This is a genomic window from Pseudomonas sp. P129 (assembly GCF_020312195.1).
GTDB lineage: Bacteria > Pseudomonadota > Gammaproteobacteria > Pseudomonadales > Pseudomonadaceae > Aquipseudomonas > Aquipseudomonas fragariae.
Map to the genome: position 1 here is coordinate 28,533 of NZ_JAGPYS010000006.1, position 18,506 is coordinate 47,038.

An 18,506-nucleotide genomic window follows, 5' to 3' on the forward strand; every position below is an offset into this window, starting at 1 on the left:
AGAGTCTACGCCTGTCCCGGCAGGCCTGCCCACTGAACCAATAACGCTTCAAGCAGCAACACCCGATTGAGGTTGGCCTTGGACATGACTTTCTGGCGCTGCGCCAGAATCCAGTCCTGAATTTCCAGCACTTTGGCGCAAGAAGATTTTTGCGCCAGGTATTGAATGACCTTGCGCATGTCACCCAGGCCAAGGCCTTCCTCGTCCTGGGTCATCTGATAGCGCAGGATCAGGTGCGACCAGTCACAGAACCAGTCGAACAGCAGTAACAGCGGAATATCCTTCCAGCCCTCGGCCAGCTGGGTAGCCGACTGTTGTTGCTTGAGCAGCTTCTTGACGCCGTCGACCACCAGCGCGCGCTGTTCGCGAACGCCCTGCGTGTGCAGCGCCACCGCAGCCAGCGGCGATCCGGCGGCCAGCGTCAGCAACTCGAAGCGTTCGTCCTGCGTGCAATCGGGCAATGCGCCGCTCAGCCAGTCGAGGCTCATCTGTTCGCCGGGCAACGGGCACGCCTGCTGCACACAACGGCTCTTGACCGTTGGCAGCAAGCGGCTCGGTTGATGACTGACCAGCAACAGAACGGTATTGCCTGAAGGCTCTTCCAGACTTTTCAGCAACGCATTGGCCGCGTTGGTATTCATCGCTTCCACAGGCTCGACGAGCACCACCTTGCGCCCGCCCATCTGAGCGGTCTGCACCACAAAACTGACCAGATCACGCACCTGATCGACCTTGATCGGCTTGTCCGCCTCTTCCGGCTCGAGCACATAATTGTCAGGGTGGCTGCCAGCCGCCAGCAGCAGACAGGACTTGCAGTGTCCGCAGGCATCAAGCCCTTCAGGGGTCTTGCACAACAGGCTGGCCATCAGCCGTTCAGCCAGAGCGCGCTTGCCAATACCCGCCAGCCCGTGCAGCAGATAGGCGTGAGCGTGCTGGGCGCGACCGGCCATCTGCTGCCAGAGCGACGCCTGCCAGGGATAGGCTTCAGCCACGTTGCAGCTCCAGCAACTGAGGCAGCAAGGTGTCGAGGCAAGCCTGAACGTCGGCCAGAGTCTGTGCGGCGTCTACCAGGCGATAGCGCGCAGGCTCGGCCCTGGCCCGCTCCAGATAGGTGCTGCGCACAGCGTCGAAGAAAGCTCTGCCTTCCTGCTCGAAGCGATCCAGCCGACCGCGTGCAGCGGCGCGTGACAGACCGATCTCCACCGGCAGGTCGAAGACCAGCGTCAGGTCAGGGCGCAGGTCGCCTTGAACGAACTGTTCCAGCGCTGCAATACGCTGATGGGACAGGCCGCGGCCGCCGCCCTGATAGGCGTAGGTGGCATCGGTAAACCGATCACAGAGCACCACCTCGCCACGCGCCAGCGCTGGACGAATGACTTCGGCCAAATGCTGTGCACGCGCCGCAAACACCAGCAGCAGCTCGGTGTCGGCGCTCATGGCCTCGTCGCTGGGCGCCAGCAACAGCTCGCGAATACGCTCGGCCAGCGGAGTACCACCCGGCTCGCGGGTCAGCAGTACCTGAACACCCTGCGCACGCAATTGCGCCGCCAGGTAGTCACGGTTGGTACTTTTGCCTGCACCTTCCGGGCCTTCAAGAGTGATAAACAAGCCAGTCACAGGTCATCCTTAATCGTCATCATTGTGCATTCGGCTCGGACTGCGGCGCATCCGGAGTATCCGCAGGCACGCTTTCCGAAGGGGGCGAGTCAGTTACGGGTGCCGGTGTGGCAGGTGCGGCAGGTGCGGCAGGTGCCGGGCTGGAGCGATAATCCGCACGACGCTTGAGCTGATAATCACGCACGGCCGCGTTATGGGCATCCAGATCGTCCGAGAACACGTGGCTGCCATCGCCCTTGGCCACGAAATACAGACTGCTGCCGTCCACCGGGTTAAGAGCAGCATGAATCGCTTCACGCCCTACCAGCGAAATGGGCGTCGGCGGCAGGCCGGCGATCACGTAGGTGTTGTAGGGCGTGGCTTCCTTGAGGTTGGCGCGGGTCAACTTGCCGTTGTAGCGCTCGCCCATGCCGTAGATCACGGTCGGGTCGGTCTGCAACTGCATGCCCAGCTTCAGGCGACGCACGAACACGCCGGCTATCTGGCCGCGCTCCTGAGGTACGCCGGTCTCCTTCTCGACCAGCGACGCCATGATCAGCGCCTGGTAAGGGTTTGAATACGGCGCCTCTGGCGACCGCGCATTCCACTCCTCGTCGAGTACTTCTTCCAGACGGCTATAAGCCTGCTTGAGCAATTCGGCATCGGTCATGCCGCGCACGTAGCGATAGGTGTCCGGAAAGAAACGGCCTTCAGGCAACACATCGGGATGGCCTATTTTCGCCATCAGCTCACTGTCGGACAGACCTGCCAGCGTTTGATCGAGCTTGGCCTGTTTGGCCAGCGCAGCACGCACCTGGCGGAAATTCCAGCCTTCGACCAGCGTCAGGCTGTATTGCACGACTTCCTTGCGCTTCCAGACGTCGAACAGGCCTTTGACGTTCATCCCCGGCACCATGCGGTATTCACCGCTGTGCAGGGCCTGCCCGGACAGGTTGAAACGCCAGTAGAGACGCAACCAGAAAGCGTCCTTGATTACGCCATCGGCCTGCAATCGATTGAGTACGCCGGTCGGCGTCGAACCGGCCGGAACGTCCAGCAGTTGTTCCTGAGCCACCTCGAGCGGTTGGTTCAGCGCCTGGTACTGCTGCCAGAACGCAAAGCCGAACAGCAAACCTGCCAGGACAACCGCTGTTTCCAGCAACACCAATATTTTTCGGATCAAAATCAGATATCCAGAAGGGTGCGAGCAATACCTTGCAGTTTACGGGTGAGCGGCCCGACCGGCCAGTTCAACGCTGCAAAGCTGCAAACCGGCCAGACGCCGTACACGCTGTTGCATAGAAACACTTCGTCTGCCGATTCAAGGTCAGACATGTGCAGGTCACGGATATCGACAGTCAGCCCCAGCTTTGGTGCCTGATCCAGCAATTCGGCACGCATCACACCTGCGACCCCGCAGCGGCTGAGATCAGCAGTCAGCAAACGGCCCTGACTGACCAGAAACAGGTTGCTGTAGACACCCTCTATCAGTCGTCCTGACGTGTCACGCATCAAGCCCTCGGCGTGCTCGCTGTCACTCCACTCGGAGCGGGCCAGTACCTGCTCCAGACGATTGAGGTGCTTGAGGCCGGCCAGAAGCGGTTGTTCCGCCAGACGCGTCTGGCAGGCAAACAGGCGCACGCCCTGCTCGGCATGCACACCCGGATAGGCTGGCGCAGGGCCGCCCTGCAGGATTCGACGCGATTGGGCATTGGGGGCAGGAGCGTAGCCGCGCTGGCTGTCGCCACGGGTCAGGATGAGCTTCATGACCCCATCACCAAGCTCTGCAGCGAAGCGGGTCATTTCAGCACGGATCAGCGCGTGATCGGTTGCGATCGACAAGCGCGCGCAGCCGCTTTCGAGACGCTGCAGATGACGCTCCAGAAGCAATGGCTGCCCGGCCTTGACGACGATGGTTTCAAACAGTCCATCGCCGTAGGCCAGCCCTCGGTCCTTGAGGGACAAGGCGTCTGCGGGGCAGCCATCGACCCAGTCGGGCATTACTCGGCGAACCGACGGAATACCAGCGAGCCGTTGGTGCCACCAAAGCCGAAGGAGTTCGACAGAACGACGTCGATCGGCATGCGGCGCGCTTCGTGAGGCACGAAGTCCAGATCGCAGCCTTCGCTTGGCTCATCCAGGTTGATGGTCGGCGGAGCCACCTGATCAACCATTGCCAGGACGCTGAAGATCGCTTCGACAGCACCGGCAGCGCCCAGCAGGTGGCCGGTCATCGACTTGGTCGAACTGACTGCCAGCTTGTAGGCGTGATCACCGAATACCGACTTGATCGCAGAAGCTTCGGCCAGATCGCCTGCAGGCGTCGACGTACCGTGTGCGTTGATGTACTGCACCTGATCGGGATTGACCTTGGCATCACGCAACGCATTGACGATGCAGCGTGCAGCACCGGCGCCGTCATCAGGTGGCGAGGTCATGTGATAAGCGTCGCCGCTCATGCCGAACCCGACCAGCTCTGCATAAATGGTCGCGCCACGCGCCTTGGCGTGCTCAAGCTCTTCGAGCACCATGGCACCGGCACCGTCGGACAGGACGAAGCCATCACGGCCCTTGTCCCAGGGACGACTGGCGCGGGTCGGGTCATCGTTGCGGGTCGACAGCGCACGCGCTGCACCGAAGCCGCCCAGACCGAGTCCACAGGCGGCCATTTCAGCGCCACCGGCGATCATCACGTCCGCTTCGTCATAGGCGATGTTGCGAGCCGCCATGCCGATGCAGTGGGTTGCAGTCGTGCAAGCCGTCGCGATGGAGTAATTGGGTCCCTGTGCGCCCAGGTGGATCGACAGGAAACCGGAAATCATATTGATGATCGAGCCAGGAACGAAGAACGGTGAAATCCGTCCCGGACCCTGCTCGTGCAGCAGGCGACTGCTGTTTTCGATATTGGTCAGACCACCGATGCCCGACCCCATGGCAACGCCGATGCGCTCACGGTTTGCATCAGTGACTTCGAGGCCTGCATTACGCACGGCCTGAAAGCTGGCCGCAAGGCCATACTGAATAAAGAGATCGAGGCGGCGCGCTTCTTTGGGCGCGAGGTATTCTTCGACGTTGAAACCCTTGACCGAGCCGCCGAAGCGGGTGGTGAAGGCTGACAAGTCCGTGTGCTCGATAAGGCCAATGCCACTGCGGCCCGCCAGAATGCCTTGCCAACTGCTGGGCACGTCATTGCCCAGTGGCGAAAGCATGCCCATCCCGGTGACCACGACGCGTCTACGCGACACAGGACTCTCCTTCTCTCTTGTTTACGGAACAATCACAGCGTTTTTTAAAGAAAAAACCGCACGCCGGTTAAAGCAGTGCGGTTTTCCCGTGACAGCAGTCAGCGATTACAAATCTTAAGCCTGATGGCTAGTGACGTAGTCGATTGCTGCTTGAACGGTAGTGATCTTTTCCGCTTCTTCGTCAGGGATTTCGGTCTCGAATTCCTCTTCCAGAGCCATTACCAGCTCGACGGTGTCCAGGGAGTCAGCGCCCAGGTCCTCAACGAAAGAAGCAGTGTTGACAACCTCTTCTTGTTTGACGCCAAGTTGCTCTGCAACGATTTTCTTGACGCGCTCTTCGATGGATGTGGTGCTCATACCTAGTTTTAACTCCTAGTGGAAATGTTCAGGCATCTGGCCAGTGGGTAAGTGTATAGAAGAGGTTTTGCGAATTTCAAGCTTAACGCTCTCCCCTTTTATGCCCAACCGTACCTTTGCCCATTCATAGATTGCAGCTTTATAACGGATTTTAGACAGCTCGTATGACATTTTTTTGAAACAGGTCGTCACATTAGCTCATGTACATGCCGCCGTTAACAGGGATTGTGGCCCCGGTAACGTAGCCTGCGCCTTCGGACGCAAGAAAAGCGACTACGTGCGCAATCTCTTCGGCTTGCCCCAAACGGCCCAGGGGTATCTGGGTAATCAGTGACTCACGCTGAGCCTCAGGCAGCTCACGCGTCATGTCGGTATCGATAAAACCCGGTGCCACCGAATTCACGGTGACCGCCCGCGAGCCCACTTCACGGGCCAGAGCCCGACTGAAGCCTTCCAGACCGGCCTTCGCGGAAGCATAGTTTACTTGACCGGCGTTGCCCATGGCACCCACAACCGAACCAATGCTGATAATACGCCCCCAACGCGCCTTGGTCATACCACGCAAAACGCCCTTGGAAAGACGGAAAAGGCTGTTCAGATTGGTGTTGACGACGTCATACCATTCGTCATCTTTCATGCGCATCATCAGGTTATCACGGGTGATACCGGCGTTATTGACCAGAATCAACGGTGCGCCGACGCGCTCCTGAATGGTGGACAGAACCGAATTCACAGACTCGGCGTCGCAGACATCCAGCATCAGGCCAAAGCCTTCGATGCCGTTTTCCTTGAACGTCGTACTGATGCGCTCGGCGCCGGACTCTGACGTCGCGGTACCCACGACAACAGCACCGTTGCGTCCCAATTCCAGAGCAATGGCTTGGCCAATGCCGCGACTTGCACCGGTTACCAGTGCCACTTTACCTTGAAGGCTCATGCAGGCTTCTCCTAATCAGGCCAGTGCCGCGCGCGCGGCGGCAAAGGCGTCCGGGGTATCAAGGTTGTAGGTCATCACGCCGTCGGCGCAACGTTTGTTCAGACCGGCCAGCACTTTGCCCGGACCGCATTCCACGAGCTGGGTCGCACCGCGGCTCGCCAGGCATTGAATGGACTCGACCCAACGCACCGGCTTGTACAACTGCTCCAGCAAATCACGCTTGAGCGTCGCCAGATCACTGACGGCACTGGCGCTGACGTTCTGTACCAGCGCAATTTCCGGCGCTTGCCATTCGATGGCTTCAACGGCCTCGGCGAAACGCTCGGCGGCCGGGCGCATCAGTTCGCAGTGCGATGGCACGCTGACCGGCAATGGCAAGGCGCGCTTGGCGCCACGGGCCTTGCACAGTTCCATGGCACGCTTGACGGCCTCGGCGGAACCGGCGATCACCACCTGACCCGGCGAGTTGAAATTCACCGCGCTGACGACTTCACCCTGTGCCGCTTCGGCGCAGGCTGCAATAACGTCGGCATCATCCAGGCCCAGGATGGCGGCCATGCCGCCCTGACCCGCCGGCACCGCTTCCTGCATCAACTGGCCGCGACGCTCGACAAGCTTCACGGCGTCGGCCAGGCTCAGGCTTTGCGCGGCCACCAGTGCGCTGTATTCACCCAGACTGTGACCGGCGACGAATGCGGGAACCGCACCGCCCTCGGCCAGCCACACGTGCCACAAGGCAACGGAAGCGGTCAGAATGGCCGGCTGGGTCTTGTCGGTCTGGTTGAGCAGCTCGGCAGGACCGTTCTGAGTCAATGCCCACAGGTCATAGCCGAGGGCTTCGGAAGCCTGCTCGAAAGTGTCGAGGATCAGCGGATGGTGCGCGCCTTGATCGGCGAGCATACCGAGCGATTGCGATCCTTGACCCGGAAAGACGAATGCGAGGGATGCAGACATTTGACAAGCCTCTGAATTATTGTCGCCAAAATGGGCGTCCGGACAGGCCGAACGCGGGAATTCTAATTTACATGACTGATCGGTTGGATGACTGACCAGTCTGATGCGTCACATTTTCAGGTTAGGCCGTCCTGAAACATCGTTTCAAGCCGCCCCTTCAAGCGCTGTGGCAGGTTTTCACGGGACTCGACGAGCGCTCGCTGAATCGCACTCTGAAAACCTGAAACACTTGCAGAGCCGTGGCTTTTCACCACGACCCCCTGCAATCCGAGCAGGCTCGCACCATTATGACGGGCGGGCGCCAGGTCGGTCTGCAAACGCTTCAACAAGGGCAACGCCAGCGCGCCGACCGCTCTGCTGAGCAGATTGCGCTGGAACAGCGTCTCGATTCTGGCCGCAATCATGGTCGCCAGCCCCTCACTCGACTTGAGCAACACGTTGCCGACGAAACCATCACACACCACCACGTCAGCCTCTCCCCTGTACAACCCGTCGCCTTCGACATAGCCAATGTAGTTAAGCCCCGAGGCAGCCTGTAAAAGACCGGCAGCACGCTTGACCTGCTGATTGCCCTTGATGTCTTCAGTGCCCACATTGAGCAAGGCCACTCTGGGCGTTGCGACACCGAGGATCTCGGCAAGCACCGAGCCCATCACTGCAAACTGATAGAGCGCCTCGGCGCTGCAATCGACGTTCGCCCCCAGGTCCAGCAACTGGCAATGACCCGAGCGAGTGGGAATGGCTGCGATCATTGCCGGGCGGTCGATCCCTGGCAAGGTCTTGAGCACAAACCGGGAAAGCGCCATCAGCGCACCGGTATTGCCGGCACTGACACATGCCTGGGCCTGACCGCTGGCCACCAGCTCGAGAGCAACGCGCATGGAAGAGTCAGGCTTGCCACGCAACGCCTGAGACGGACGCTCGTCCATCGCAATCGCTTCACTGGCATGAATGACACGCAGGCGCGAACGATCCACGGCTTCATGAGCAGAGACGAGTTCTTCAATAAGGGAGGCTTGGCCGACAAGGGCCAGGTGAAGCGAGGGAGTAGCTGTCAGGCACGCGAGGCTTGCCTGAACAATGTTGCGGGGACCGAAGTCCCCGCCCATTGCGTCGATCGCGATGATCGGAGCGGACAAGAAATTACTCGTCAGCGCCCTTGTCGATCACTTTACGACCACGGTATACGCCTTCTGGCGATACGTGGTGACGCAGGTGAATTTCACCAGTGGTCTTTTCTACCGACAGAGTGCTTGCCTCAAGAGCGTCGTGCGAACGACGCATGTCACGGGCAGAGCGGGATTTTTTGTTCTGCTGAACAGCCATAATTGATTAACTCCTAAACGTTTGGGTCACGCTTTAACTGCGCCAATACACTGAACGGGTTGGACCGCGTTACCTCGTCCACGCTCGGTTCGGGCTCATCGAGACCCGCCGGTTGCTGGCATTCTTCAGGATGATGAGCAGGCACAATGGGCAAGGCGAGCAATAGCTCCTCCTCGATCAATGCCAGCAGATCCAAAGGATCTTCGCCCAGTTCCAGCACGTCATAACCTTTCGGTAACGACTGGGTATTCGCACCCTCCTTCACCACAACGTAACTGCATTCGCTGTGGATCGGCAGGGTCACCAGCTCAAGACAACGCTGGCAAACCATCTTGACCGGGACGTCTATCGAACTGTGGATAACCACAGAACGGCGTTCGTCACGCTCAAAAACGAATTTCGCCTGCACCGTACCGACAGTGTCGGCAAGCGGGTCGCAGAGTCTCTTCAGATCGCCCAGCAGCACTTCACCCTGAAGGGTAGTGCCGCGATCGGACAATTTGCGCGGGTCAACGTGAGATGGAATCGGGTCATTCAACATAGGCGCAGCATTCTAGGGATGCCCCCCGGGCATGTCAAAGGAAATTCAGGCCTGTTCGTCACTCCGGCCACTCTTTAGAATCAACGCTCAGCCTACGGAGAACCGCATGCCATCCCTGCTCCTCGCTTCCAGCTCCTCATACCGCCGCGAACTGCTCGCCCGCCTGCGCCTGCCATTCACCTGCAGGTCTCCGGATATCGATGAAAGCCGGCGACCGGACGAGGCCGCATTCGACCTCGTACAGCGCCTTGCCCGGGAGAAAGCCCAAGCACTCACTGCAGAGCATCCTCACCACCTGATCATCGGCTCCGACCAGGTCGCCGTCCTTGACGAACAGGTCCTGGGCAAGCCGCACAGCTTCGAACGCGCACTGGAACAGCTGACGGCGGCGAGCGGCAAAAGCGTGACTTTCCTGACCGGCCTGGCCCTGCTCAACAGCTCGACCGGCGAGTGCCAGGTCGACTGTGTGCCTTTTACAGTGCACATGCGCGAACTCGACCAGGCCAGCATCGAACGCTACCTGCATGCCGAACAGCCCTATGACTGCGCGGGCAGCTTCAAGGCAGAAGGCCTTGGCGTCAGCCTGTTTCGCAGCACCGAAGGCAGCGACGCGACCAGCCTGATCGGTCTCCCCCTGATACGTCTGGTGGACATGCTAATAAAGGAAGGCGTCAGCGTACCCTGACACTCAGACAAAGAACCCGGCCAGTGGCCGGGTTCTTTATATCTGCATCAAGCCATCAACGCAGGCTTGGGCCGTTGAAACCGACCAGCATGGCAATTCGCTCGGCGATGCTGGTGCCCAGCTTTTTCGAAAAGCGATCAAAAGGCGACTCTTCGACGGTGTACTCGACGATGTCCTTCTCCTTGATCACATCCCGCGCGACATAGCTCGCACTGCCCAACCCATCCACCAGACCGAGCGCAACAGCCTGCTCGCCGGTCCAGATCAGCCCGGAGAACAGCTCTGGGTGGTCCTTGTCCTTCAAGCGGTCGCCACGACCCTGTTTGACACTGGCAATGAACTGGCGATGAGTCGTGTCCAGCACACCCTGCCAGAACTGCGTTTCGTCAGCCTTCTGTGGCTGGAACGGGTCAAGGAACGCCTTGTGCTCGCCGGAGGTATAGGTACGACGATCAACGCCGAGCTTGTCCATGGCTCCGACAAAGCCGAAACCTGCTGCCGTCACACCGATCGACCCCACCAGACTGGCCTTATCGGCATAGATCTGGTCAGCGGCGCTGGCGATGTAATAAGCGCCCGAAGCACCGAGATCGGTAATGACCGCATACACCTTGATGTCCGGCTTCGCCGCGCGCAGGCGACGGATTTCGTCGTAGACATAGCCCGACTGCACAGGACTGCCGCCCGGGCTGTTGATACGCAGAATCACACCCTTGGTCTTTTCATCCTCGAAGGCCTTCTGCAGCGCAGTGACGATGTTCTCGGCACTGGCCGCCTCCTTGTCGGCAATCACGCCCTGCACATCGATCAGCGCAGTGTGACTGGAACGGCGCGAAGTGCCGCCCTCGAAATCCAGCATCGGAACGATCACTGCAACAAACAGGAACGCGAACGTCAGCAGCTTGAAAAAGATCCCCCAGCGACGCGCGCGGCGCTGTTCCTGAACACTGGCCAGCAGCGTCTTTTCAAGAAGCTTCCAGCTTTTAGCCTCTTCCCTGCCATTGATGCCCTCGTCCGCGCTTTGCGAAACGGGTGCCTTCCATTCGTCAGACATGTTCCAATCACTCCAACCCGAAAACTAGACGCTGCGCCCGTTCAACCAGGTGCGCAGCTCGGAAAAATGCTCGATAGCCAGCCGCGGCTCGAACTGGCGCAGCGACTCCAGCGGCTGAGCGCCATAACCCACCGCAACCGAATCCATACCCGCGTTGCGAGCCATCAGCAGATCGAACGAAGCATCGCCGATCATCAGCGAACGCTGCGGCGTAACCCCGCAGTGCGCCATGATCTCGTTCAACATCAGCGGATCAGGCTTGCTGGCGGTCTCGTCGGCCGCGCGGGTAGCATCGAAGTAATCCAGCCAGCCATTGGCCTTCAGCACCCGATCGAGCCCGCGACGCGCCTTGCCGGTAGCGACCGCCAGACGATAGCCGTCCTCGCGAAACGCCTGCATCGACTCCACCACACCCTCGAACAGCGGCGAAGGCACGTTATCCATTGCCATGTAACTGTCCGCGTAGTGCTGCCGAAATTCGATCAGCTGATTGCCACTGATCTGCGGATACAAGGTTCGAATCGCCTCGGGCAACCCCAGGCCGATAATCCCCTTGATCGCCGTATCGTCGCGCACTTCAAGATCGGTCTCGATGGCCGCCGTGCGCATCGACAGGATGATGCGCCCGACCGAGTCGGCCAGTGTGCCGTCCCAGTCGAAAATCAACAGATCGTAATCACGGCGCACTCAGACGCTCCACTGTTTTGGCCCACATGTCATCGACAGGCGCCTGCACATTAAGTTTGCTGCCATCGGGCATCGGCACCGTCAGCATGTAAGCGTGCAGAAACAGACGCTTGCCGCCCAGATCGCGAATTTCGCGACTGAAATTCTCGTCACCGTACTTGGTGTCACCTGCTATGGCATGCCCCGCATGCAAGGTGTGCACACGGATCTGGTGGGTACGCCCGGTAACCGGCTTGGCTTCGACCATGGTGGCGAAGTCACCGAAACGACGCAGCACCTTGAAAATCGTCAGGGCTTCCTTGCCCTCTTCATTCACTTCGACCATGCGCTCGCCGGAGCGCAGGTTGCTTTTCATCAATGGCGCACGCACCTGCTTCAGCGCCGTTGCCCAGTTACCGCGGACCAGCGCCATGTAGCGCTTGTCGACGCCGTCGCCGCGCAGGGCTTCGTGCAGATGCCGCAGCATGCTGCGTTTCTTGGCGATCATCAGCAGACCGGATGTATCGCGATCAAGGCGGTGCACCAGCTCGAGCTCCTTGGCATCCGGGCGCAACTGGCGGAACGCTTCGATCACGCCAAAGCTCAGGCCGCTGCCGCCATGCACGGCAATACCTGCAGGCTTGTTGAGCACGATAAGCGCCTTGTCTTCATAGACGATCGCCGCTTCGAGACGCTGCAGCAGCGCCTGCGCAACCGGCACGGGCTCGTCGCGCTCAGGCACGCGCACAGGAGGAATGCGCACGATATCGCCTGCCTGCAACTTGTACTCCGGCTTGATCCGCCCCTTGTTCACACGCACTTCGCCTTTGCGCAAAATGCGGTAAATCAAGGTTTTGGGCACACCCTTGAGATAAGTGATCAGAAAGTTATCGATGCGTTGACCGGCAAGTTCCGGGGCAACCTCAACCAGCTGGACGCCGGGGGTTGGAGGGGCAATATTCGTCATGCCGCAAATGATAACAATTTTTTATGGATTTGAAGCACTTAATGATTGCTGCTATAGTCGCGAACGCCGCCAAAAGCGGCCGGACAGCGGACCAACGGTTGACAACCGGCCCTGACCAACGCAATTCACAAGGACGGGAGGCCGTCCTACGCGGTGTTCGGTGACAACGGAGCACGCTGAAAACGTAACAAGCGCAGGTGACATGAGGCCGGAAACACGCCTGACAGCAGAGCAGACAGCTCGTGGCCAGTGCGGACAGTTCATGGCCAGTTCACAAAGTGCAGTCGCTTTCAGACGCTACGAGCGAATGCTTCGGGAACAACGCCTCAAGCCATGATGCGCGACCTTCCCTATCGAAGGTCGCGGTAAATGCCAACCCGCTGCGGATTCTGCGCGCGGCAGCACCCGAATTATCAGGGATACGTGTAGGGTGGAGACGCACAACCATCGGACTGTGTAGCACAAGGCTTGTTCTAGACGCTTCATCTCGTCCGCTACCGATGGTCGATTCCTCCTCCTGACAAAGCTTTTGCTGAAAGGGGTGTCTTATGCCACCACAGCAAGCAGGAAACGTCGTCGCGACCCTCCGCCCCCTCTGGGCGAGGACCTCGCTAGACACTGGAGTGTCCAACCACTCCTGACGTGCCCTGACACCGACCGTGAGAAGTCGTGTGTGCCGAACGCCGTTTCCGGCAGCCCGGAAACCGACGGTACTACATGAAAAGAATGCTGATTAACGCAACTCAACCCGAAGAGTTGCGTGTTGCACTGGTAGACGGCCAGCGCCTCTACGACCTGGACATCGAGTCAGGTGCACGCGAGCAGAAGAAGGCCAACATCTATAAAGGCCGAATCACTCGCATCGAACCCAGCCTTGAGGCTGCCTTTGTCGATTTCGGCTCTGAGCGCCACGGCTTTCTGCCCCTCAAGGAAATCTCCCGCGAGTACTTCAAGAAAGCCCCTGAAGGCCGCGTCAACATCAAGGACGTCCTGAGCGAAGGCCAGGAAGTCATCGTTCAGGTCGAGAAAGAAGAACGTGGCAACAAGGGCGCAGCCCTGACCACCTTCATCAGCCTTGCCGGCCGCTACCTGGTTCTGATGCCCAACAACCCTCGTGCCGGCGGCATCTCGCGTCGTATCGAAGGTGAAGAGCGCAACGAACTGCGTGAAGCCCTCAATGGCCTGATCGCGCCAGCCGACATGGGTCTGATCGTTCGTACTGCAGGCCTGGGCCGCAGCAGCGAAGAAATGCAGTGGGACCTCGATTACCTGCTGCAACTGTGGACCGCCATCAAGGAAGCGTCCCTCGATCGCTCCGCCCCTTTCCTTATCTACCAGGAAAGCAACGTCATCATCCGCGCTATCCGCGACTACCTGCGTCAGGATATCGGTGAAGTCCTGATCGACAGCATCGAAGCCCAGGAAGAAGCACTGACCTTCATCCGTCAGGTGATGCCGCAGTACGCCAGCAAGATCAAGCTTTACGAAGACAGCGTCCCGCTGTTCAACCGCTTCCAGATCGAAAGCCAGATCGAAACCGCCTTCCAGCGCGTTGTCGAACTGCCTTCCGGCGGCTCCATCGTCATCGATCCGACCGAAGCCCTGGTGTCCATCGACATCAACTCGGCGCGCGCCACCAAAGGCAGCGACATCGAAGAAACTGCCCTGCAGACCAACCTTGAAGCGGCTGAGGAAATCGCCCGTCAACTGCGTCTGCGTGACATCGGCGGCCTGATCGTCATCGACTTCATCGACATGACGCCGGCCAAGAACCAGCGCGCCGTGGAAGAGAAAGTCCGCGAAAGCCTGGAAGCCGACCGTGCCCGCGTGCAGATCGGTCGTATTTCGCGCTTCGGCCTGCTGGAAATGTCCCGTCAGCGCCTGCGTCCATCGCTGGGCGAAAGCAGCGGCATCGTCTGCCCTCGCTGCAACGGCACCGGCATCATCCGTGATGTTGAATCGCTGTCGCTGGCCATCCTGCGCCTGATCGAAGAAGAAGCCCTGAAAGACCGCACTGCCGAAGTGCGCGCTCAGGTGCCGATCCCGGTCGCGGCCTTCCTGCTCAACGAAAAACGCAACTCGATCACCAAGATCGAACTGCGCACCCGTGCCCGCATCATCATTCTGCCGAACGATCAGCTGGAAACGCCGCACTTCGAAGTTCAGCGTCTGCGTGATGACAGCCCTGAAGCGCACAGCAGCCAGACCAGCTACGAAATCGCTGCTGCCGCTGCCGAAGTGGAAGAAATTGCCCCGCTGGCCGCCGCAACCCGCACCCTGGTTCGTCAGGAAGCAGCCGTCAAGACTGCCCCGGCTCGTGCCAATGCTCCGGTCCCGGTAGAAGCCGCAGCCCCTGCACCAACGCCTGCACCGGCACCCGCCGCTCACGAGCCAAGCCTGTTCAAGGGTCTGGTGAAATCCCTGGTCAGCCTGTTCGCGACCAAGGAAGAGCCTGTTGCTCCGGTCGTGGTCGAGAAACCTGTTGCAGAACAGCGTCCAGCCCGCAACGAAGAACGCCGCAACGGCCGCCAGCAGAGCCGTGGCCGCAACAATCGCCGCGACGAAGAGCGCAAGCCTCGTGAAGAACGCGCCCCCCGCGAAGAACGTGCAGAGCGCGCACCTCGTGAAGAGCGTGCTCCGCGTGAGGAACGTGCACCTCGTGAAGAGCGCACCGTTCGCGAACCGCGTGAAGCCCGCGAGGAGTCGACACCGCGCGAAGAGCGTCCAGCCCGTACCACCCGCGAGCGCAAGCCGCGTGAAGCGCGTGAAGATCGTCCGGTTCGCGAACTGCGCGAGCCTCTGGATGCAGCACCTGCGGTGAGCCTCGCTCGTGAGGAGCGTCCTGAACGCGCCCCCCGTGAAGAGCGCCAGCCGCGCGCACCTCGTGAAGAACGTCAACCACGCGCCGAACAGGCTGCGGCTGCCGTGAGCGAAGAAGAGGAAGTGCTGCTCAACGAAGAGCAGACCAACGACGAGAACCAGGAAGGCAACGACGGCAGCGAAGGCGACCGCCCTCGCCGCCGCTCGCGTGGCCAGCGTCGTCGCAGCAATCGTCGTGAGCGTCAGCGCGATGCCAATGGCAACGTGATCGAAGGCTCCGAAGAGAACGGCAACGAAGAAGAAGGCAGCGCCACCGACCTGTCGGCGGGTCTGGGCTTCACCGCCGCAGCTTCCGCTGCCAGCAGCGTGATCAGCGCGCCTGCCGAAGCCGACGCGCATCAGCAGGCCGAACGTGCCAACAGCAACCCAGCCGCTGCAGACGCCGAGCCTGCGCATCAGGCAACTGCTGCCGAAGCGCCTGTGGCTGAAACGCCAGCCACCGAAGCACCGGTTGCCGAAACAGCACCGACCGTTGCCGAGCCGACTGTCGAAGCACCGGCCGTTGAAGCCCCTGTGGCAGACGATGCTCCTGTAGCGCAGCCTGCTCCAGAGGTTGAAGTTCAGCCGGCAGCGGTCGAAGCACCTGCGATTGCTGCACAGTCCGAACTGTTCGAAGCACCTCACGCAGAACGCGTAGTGCCGTTCAAGCCGACGCCAGAGCCAGCACCACAGGCGCCGGTCGAAGCAGCGGCTCATGAGGAAGTGCCAGCCACTGAATCATCCGAACTGCCAACGCCTGCACCTGCTGCTGTCGTCGAGCCGGTAGCGCTGAAAGAAGAACCTGCTCCTTACGTCGCGCCTCAGCCGGTCGTTGAAGAACAGGCTCCGGCCCCACAAGAGCAGGCACCTGCGGCGGTAGAAGCAGCGCCTGCACCAGTGGTCAGCAGCACGGGCCGCGCACCGAACGATCCTCGTGAAGTTCGTCGCCGCAAGCGTGAAGAAGAAGCACGTCGTCAACAGGAAGCCGCTGCTGCCAGCGCTCCAGTCGTCGAGGCGGCGCCTGCTGCCGCTGAAGCAGAATCGGCCCAGCCTTCACCGGCAGCCGAGGAAAAGACCGAAGAAGCGGCAACTGAGCAACCAGCAGTTAAACCGCAACATGAAGCCGAGAAAGAAAACGAGCCTAAACCCCTCGTCTAACCCCGGCCCATGAAAAAGCCCCGCCTGTGCAAACAGGCGGGGCTTTTTCATGTCCGTTGATTGAGGCTTGCACCACGCTCATCTTCAATACGCGGCGCTTGATCTGATCTCTTCGCGAGCGAGCTCCCTCTCACAAGAGACCATCCCCAGGCTATCAGTAGAGGTTCGGCTCCATTTCCAGCTCGACACCAAAACGTTCAGCGATGTCGGTCTGTATACGGCGCGCCAGACTTAGTAGCTGCAAGCCACTGGCTTGCCCATAGTTGACCAGCACCAGCGACTGGAGCTTGTGCACGCCGGCGTCACCATCGCGATAGCCCTTCCAGCCTGCCTGCTCGATCAGCCACCCGGCCGCCAGCTTCACTCGACCATCGTCCTGCGGGTAGCCGACGACGCCTGGGTGCTGCTGTTTGATCGTTGCGTACAGTTCGGCAGTGATAATCGGGTTTTTGAAGAAACTGCCGGCATTGCCCAGCATTGCTGGGTCAGGCAGCTTTTCACTGCGAATGGCGCAGATCGCACGGCTGACATCGAACGGCGTCGGCCGATCGATACCCTGCTCGTCGAGACGCTGACGAACCGGGCCATATTCGAGGTGCAGGCGAGCTACGCGACTGAGCTTGAAACGCACACGCAGGATCAACCAGCGCGCGACCTGATGCTTGAACACGCTGTCGCGGTAGCCGAACGCACAGTCCTGCAGAGAAAACTCGCGCAATTCGCCGGTTTCACGATCCAGCGCAGTCAGGCTATGGAAGACATCCTTGATCTCGACGCCATAAGCACCGATGTTCTGCATGGGTGCCGCGCCAACGGTGCCTGGGATCAGACTGAGGTTTTCCAGCCCCGCCAGCCCCAGCTCCAGACAGGACTGCACGAACGGATGCCAGGGCTCGCCAGCTTCTGCCTCGACAATCGACTCGAGACAGTCCTCGTGCACGATGCGAATGCCGCGGCTGGCCATGCGCACCACCAATGACTGCACGTCAGCGCTGAGCAGCAGGTTGCTGCCACCACCAATCACCAGCAGCGGCACGTCATGCCTGGCCGAGTAGGCCAGCGCCTCGCGAACATCATCATCGCTGTGCGCTTCGGCAAACAACCGGGCCTGAACATCCACACCGAACGTATTGAACGGCTTGAGGGAAATCGCTGATTGCACCTGCAAGCTCATGCCCTCGCCTTCCCGGAACACTGGACGAAGCGCATTAACCCTCCAGCAAGCGCCTTACGCGCTCCAGGTCTTCGGGGGTATCGACGCCACCGGGTGGCGCTTCAAGCGCGTCGGCAACGTGAATTCGCACGCCATTCCACAGCGCCCGCAATTGTTCCAGGCTTTCGGTGTTTTCCAGCCAGCACGGGCCCCAACTGACGAAGTCATGCAGGAAACCCGCACGATAAGCGTAGATCCCGATGTGCCGACGATAAGGCACGCCGGCAGGCAACTGGTCGCGATTTGCTGCAAGCGCATCGCGCGCCCACGGCAAGGGAGCCCGGCTGAACGTCAGCGCCAGGCCGTTGATGTCCGTAGCCACCTTGACGATATTGGGGTTGAACAACGCGGCCACGTCGTCGATAGGCTCGGCCAGCGTGGACATGCCGGCTTCGGGATGGGCGGCCAGATTGGACGCCACCTGATCGATCACCGCAGGCGGGATCATCGGCTCGTCGCCCTGCACATTGACGACAATCGCGTCAGCCGCCAGGCCCAATTGCGCGGCCACCTCGGCCAGACGATCGGTGCCGGAGTTGTGATCGTCGCGCGTCAGCAGCACTTGGGCACCAAAAGCCTGACAGGCTTCGACAATGCGCGCATCGTCGGTGGCAATCACCACGCGTTCGGCGCTGCTCTTGCAGGCCTGCTCCCAGACCAATTGAACCATGGGTTTGCCAGCAATGGTTTTCAGCGGCTTGCCCGGAAAGCGGCTGGAGCCGTAGCGCGCAGGAATGACAACGGTAAACGCTGCGGTCATTTTTCCAGCCGCTCGTCGGTGCTCAGGGTGCGAGCTTCGCTTTCGAGCATCACCGGGATGCCGTCGCGCACCGGATAGGCAAGGCCTGCGCCCTTGCTGATCAGCTCGGTCTTGTCGGCGCTAAGCTTCAATGGTCCCTTGCAGACAGGGCAAGCGAGGATATCGAGTAGTTTGGTGTCCATAGGAGA

At 60.2% G+C, this 18,506-nt stretch carries 19 protein-coding genes; 2 read left to right on the plus strand and 17 right to left on the minus strand.

Annotated elements, in window-relative coordinates; genetic code table 11:
* Positions 1-5: 5 nt before the first annotated feature.
* The 11 genes from KBY02_RS15570 to KBY02_RS15620 all read right to left on the minus strand — a co-directional run bounded on the left by KBY02_RS15570 (position 6) and on the right by KBY02_RS15620 (position 8,956).
* Positions 6-992 (minus strand): DNA polymerase III subunit delta', encoded by a 987-nt coding sequence (locus KBY02_RS15570; protein ID WP_116893479.1) that lies wholly within the window; start codon positions 990-992, stop codon positions 6-8.
* Complete coding sequence (gene tmk, locus KBY02_RS15575) at positions 985-1,617, minus strand: dTMP kinase (protein ID WP_024639326.1); 633 nt, start codon at positions 1,615-1,617, stop codon at positions 985-987. Before tmk ends, KBY02_RS15570 begins: the two co-directional genes overlap by 8 nt.
* A gap of 19 nt (positions 1,618-1,636) precedes the next feature.
* Entirely contained in the window at positions 1,637-2,779 is a 1,143-nt protein-coding gene (gene mltG / locus KBY02_RS15580; protein ID WP_054091483.1) for an endolytic transglycosylase MltG, read from the minus strand.
* Between the two features lie 2 nt (positions 2,780-2,781).
* Positions 2,782-3,597: an aminodeoxychorismate lyase gene (gene pabC / locus KBY02_RS15585; RefSeq protein WP_024643100.1), complete on the minus strand. Its 816-nt coding sequence runs from the start codon at positions 3,595-3,597 to the stop codon at positions 2,782-2,784.
* A complete protein-coding gene (gene fabF / locus KBY02_RS15590; protein WP_003390862.1) occupies positions 3,597-4,841 on the minus strand; it encodes a beta-ketoacyl-ACP synthase II in 1,245 nt (414 codons plus the stop codon). Before fabF ends, pabC begins: the two co-directional genes overlap by 1 nt.
* A 114-nt stretch (positions 4,842-4,955) precedes the next feature.
* Entirely contained in the window at positions 4,956-5,198 is a 243-nt protein-coding gene (gene acpP, locus KBY02_RS15595) for an acyl carrier protein (protein WP_004408315.1), read from the minus strand.
* A gap of 193 nt (positions 5,199-5,391) precedes the next feature.
* On the minus strand, positions 5,392-6,135 hold the full coding sequence (fabG, locus tag KBY02_RS15600) for a 3-oxoacyl-ACP reductase FabG (protein ID WP_024639323.1): 744 nt from the start codon (positions 6,133-6,135) through the stop codon (positions 5,392-5,394).
* A gap of 15 nt (positions 6,136-6,150) precedes the next feature.
* The gene (gene fabD / locus KBY02_RS15605) at positions 6,151-7,089 is read right to left on the minus strand and encodes an ACP S-malonyltransferase (protein ID WP_032656552.1); all 939 of its coding nucleotides are present in this window, start codon (positions 7,087-7,089) and stop codon (positions 6,151-6,153) included.
* Positions 7,090-7,205: 116 nt separating this feature from the next.
* Positions 7,206-8,228 (minus strand): phosphate acyltransferase PlsX, encoded by a 1,023-nt coding sequence (plsX, locus tag KBY02_RS15610; RefSeq protein WP_024639321.1) that lies wholly within the window; start codon positions 8,226-8,228, stop codon positions 7,206-7,208.
* A gap of 4 nt (positions 8,229-8,232) precedes the next feature.
* Positions 8,233-8,415, minus strand: coding sequence for a 50S ribosomal protein L32 (gene rpmF / locus KBY02_RS15615; protein WP_002552688.1), 183 nt, complete (start codon positions 8,413-8,415; stop codon positions 8,233-8,235).
* A gap of 13 nt (positions 8,416-8,428) precedes the next feature.
* Positions 8,429-8,956: a YceD family protein gene (locus KBY02_RS15620; RefSeq protein WP_003390869.1), complete on the minus strand. Its 528-nt coding sequence runs from the start codon at positions 8,954-8,956 to the stop codon at positions 8,429-8,431.
* A 106-nt stretch (positions 8,957-9,062) separates the two neighbouring features.
* Here KBY02_RS15620 and KBY02_RS15625 point away from each other — a divergent pair, with 106 nt between their 5' ends.
* Positions 9,063-9,641 carry a Maf family protein gene (locus KBY02_RS15625; RefSeq protein WP_032656554.1) on the plus strand — a complete coding sequence of 193 codons (579 nt, stop codon included), beginning with the start codon at positions 9,063-9,065 and terminating at the stop codon, positions 9,639-9,641.
* A gap of 55 nt (positions 9,642-9,696) precedes the next feature.
* On the opposite strand, the gene sppA is transcribed toward KBY02_RS15625, so the two are convergent.
* Genes sppA through rluC form a run of 3 tightly spaced genes read right to left on the minus strand, consistent with a single transcriptional unit; the run spans position 9,697 to position 12,328 of the window.
* A complete protein-coding gene (gene sppA / locus KBY02_RS15630; RefSeq protein ID WP_011267147.1) occupies positions 9,697-10,695 on the minus strand; it encodes a signal peptide peptidase SppA in 999 nt (332 codons plus the stop codon).
* A gap of 24 nt (positions 10,696-10,719) precedes the next feature.
* Entirely contained in the window at positions 10,720-11,382 is a 663-nt protein-coding gene (locus tag KBY02_RS15635; protein ID WP_024661286.1) for an HAD-IA family hydrolase, read from the minus strand.
* Positions 11,372-12,328: a 23S rRNA pseudouridine(955/2504/2580) synthase RluC gene (gene rluC, locus KBY02_RS15640; protein ID WP_003317474.1), complete on the minus strand. Its 957-nt coding sequence runs from the start codon at positions 12,326-12,328 to the stop codon at positions 11,372-11,374. Before rluC ends, KBY02_RS15635 begins: the two co-directional genes overlap by 11 nt.
* A 726-nt stretch (positions 12,329-13,054) precedes the next feature.
* Here rluC and rne point away from each other — a divergent pair.
* Positions 13,055-16,345, plus strand: coding sequence for a ribonuclease E (gene rne, locus KBY02_RS15645; protein ID WP_162496690.1), 3,291 nt, complete (start codon positions 13,055-13,057; stop codon positions 16,343-16,345).
* Between the two features lie 154 nt (positions 16,346-16,499).
* Here rne and murB read toward each other — a convergent pair whose 3' ends face one another.
* From murB to KBY02_RS15660, 3 genes are read right to left on the minus strand one after another with little or no spacing between them, the layout of a single operon-like run.
* Positions 16,500-17,519, minus strand: a complete 1,020-nt coding sequence (gene murB / locus KBY02_RS15650) for a UDP-N-acetylmuramate dehydrogenase (RefSeq protein ID WP_024642747.1) — start codon at positions 17,517-17,519, stop codon at positions 16,500-16,502.
* Positions 17,520-17,553: 34 nt separating this feature from the next.
* The gene (gene kdsB / locus KBY02_RS15655) at positions 17,554-18,318 is read right to left on the minus strand and encodes a 3-deoxy-manno-octulosonate cytidylyltransferase (protein ID WP_024639315.1); all 765 of its coding nucleotides are present in this window, start codon (positions 18,316-18,318) and stop codon (positions 17,554-17,556) included.
* Positions 18,315-18,500: a Trm112 family protein gene (locus KBY02_RS15660; protein WP_002552679.1), complete on the minus strand. Its 186-nt coding sequence runs from the start codon at positions 18,498-18,500 to the stop codon at positions 18,315-18,317. The genes kdsB and KBY02_RS15660 overlap by 4 nt, the downstream gene beginning before the upstream one ends.
* Positions 18,501-18,506 lie beyond the last annotated feature (6 nt).

What these genes read in the sequence shown, in the direction of transcription:
- pabC (WP_024643100.1), bottom strand. Translation starts at nt 3,597, where the DNA reads ATGCCCGACTGGGTCGATGGCTGCCCCGCAGACGCCTTGTCCCTCAAG.
- acpP (WP_004408315.1), bottom strand. Translation starts at nt 5,198, where the DNA reads ATGAGCACCACATCCATCGAAGAGCGCGTCAAGAAAATCGTTGCAGAG.
- fabG (WP_024639323.1), bottom strand. Translation starts at nt 6,135, where the DNA reads ATGAGCCTTCAAGGTAAAGTGGCACTGGTAACCGGTGCAAGTCGCGGC.
- fabD (WP_032656552.1), bottom strand. Translation starts at nt 7,089, where the DNA reads ATGTCTGCATCCCTCGCATTCGTCTTTCCGGGTCAAGGATCGCAATCG.
- rpmF (WP_002552688.1), bottom strand. Translation starts at nt 8,415, where the DNA reads ATGGCTGTTCAGCAGAACAAAAAATCCCGCTCTGCCCGTGACATGCGT.
- KBY02_RS15620 (WP_003390869.1), bottom strand. Translation starts at nt 8,956, where the DNA reads ATGTTGAATGACCCGATTCCATCTCACGTTGACCCGCGCAAATTGTCC.
- KBY02_RS15625 (WP_032656554.1), top strand. Translation starts at nt 9,063, where the DNA reads ATGCCATCCCTGCTCCTCGCTTCCAGCTCCTCATACCGCCGCGAACTG.
- sppA (WP_011267147.1), bottom strand. Translation starts at nt 10,695, where the DNA reads ATGTCTGACGAATGGAAGGCACCCGTTTCGCAAAGCGCGGACGAGGGC.
- rluC (WP_003317474.1), bottom strand. Translation starts at nt 12,328, where the DNA reads ATGACGAATATTGCCCCTCCAACCCCCGGCGTCCAGCTGGTTGAGGTT.
- rne (WP_162496690.1), top strand. Translation starts at nt 13,055, where the DNA reads ATGCTGATTAACGCAACTCAACCCGAAGAGTTGCGTGTTGCACTGGTA.
- murB (WP_024642747.1), bottom strand. Translation starts at nt 17,519, where the DNA reads ATGAGCTTGCAGGTGCAATCAGCGATTTCCCTCAAGCCGTTCAATACG.
- kdsB (WP_024639315.1), bottom strand. Translation starts at nt 18,318, where the DNA reads ATGACCGCAGCGTTTACCGTTGTCATTCCTGCGCGCTACGGCTCCAGC.
- KBY02_RS15660 (WP_002552679.1), bottom strand. Translation starts at nt 18,500, where the DNA reads ATGGACACCAAACTACTCGATATCCTCGCTTGCCCTGTCTGCAAGGGA.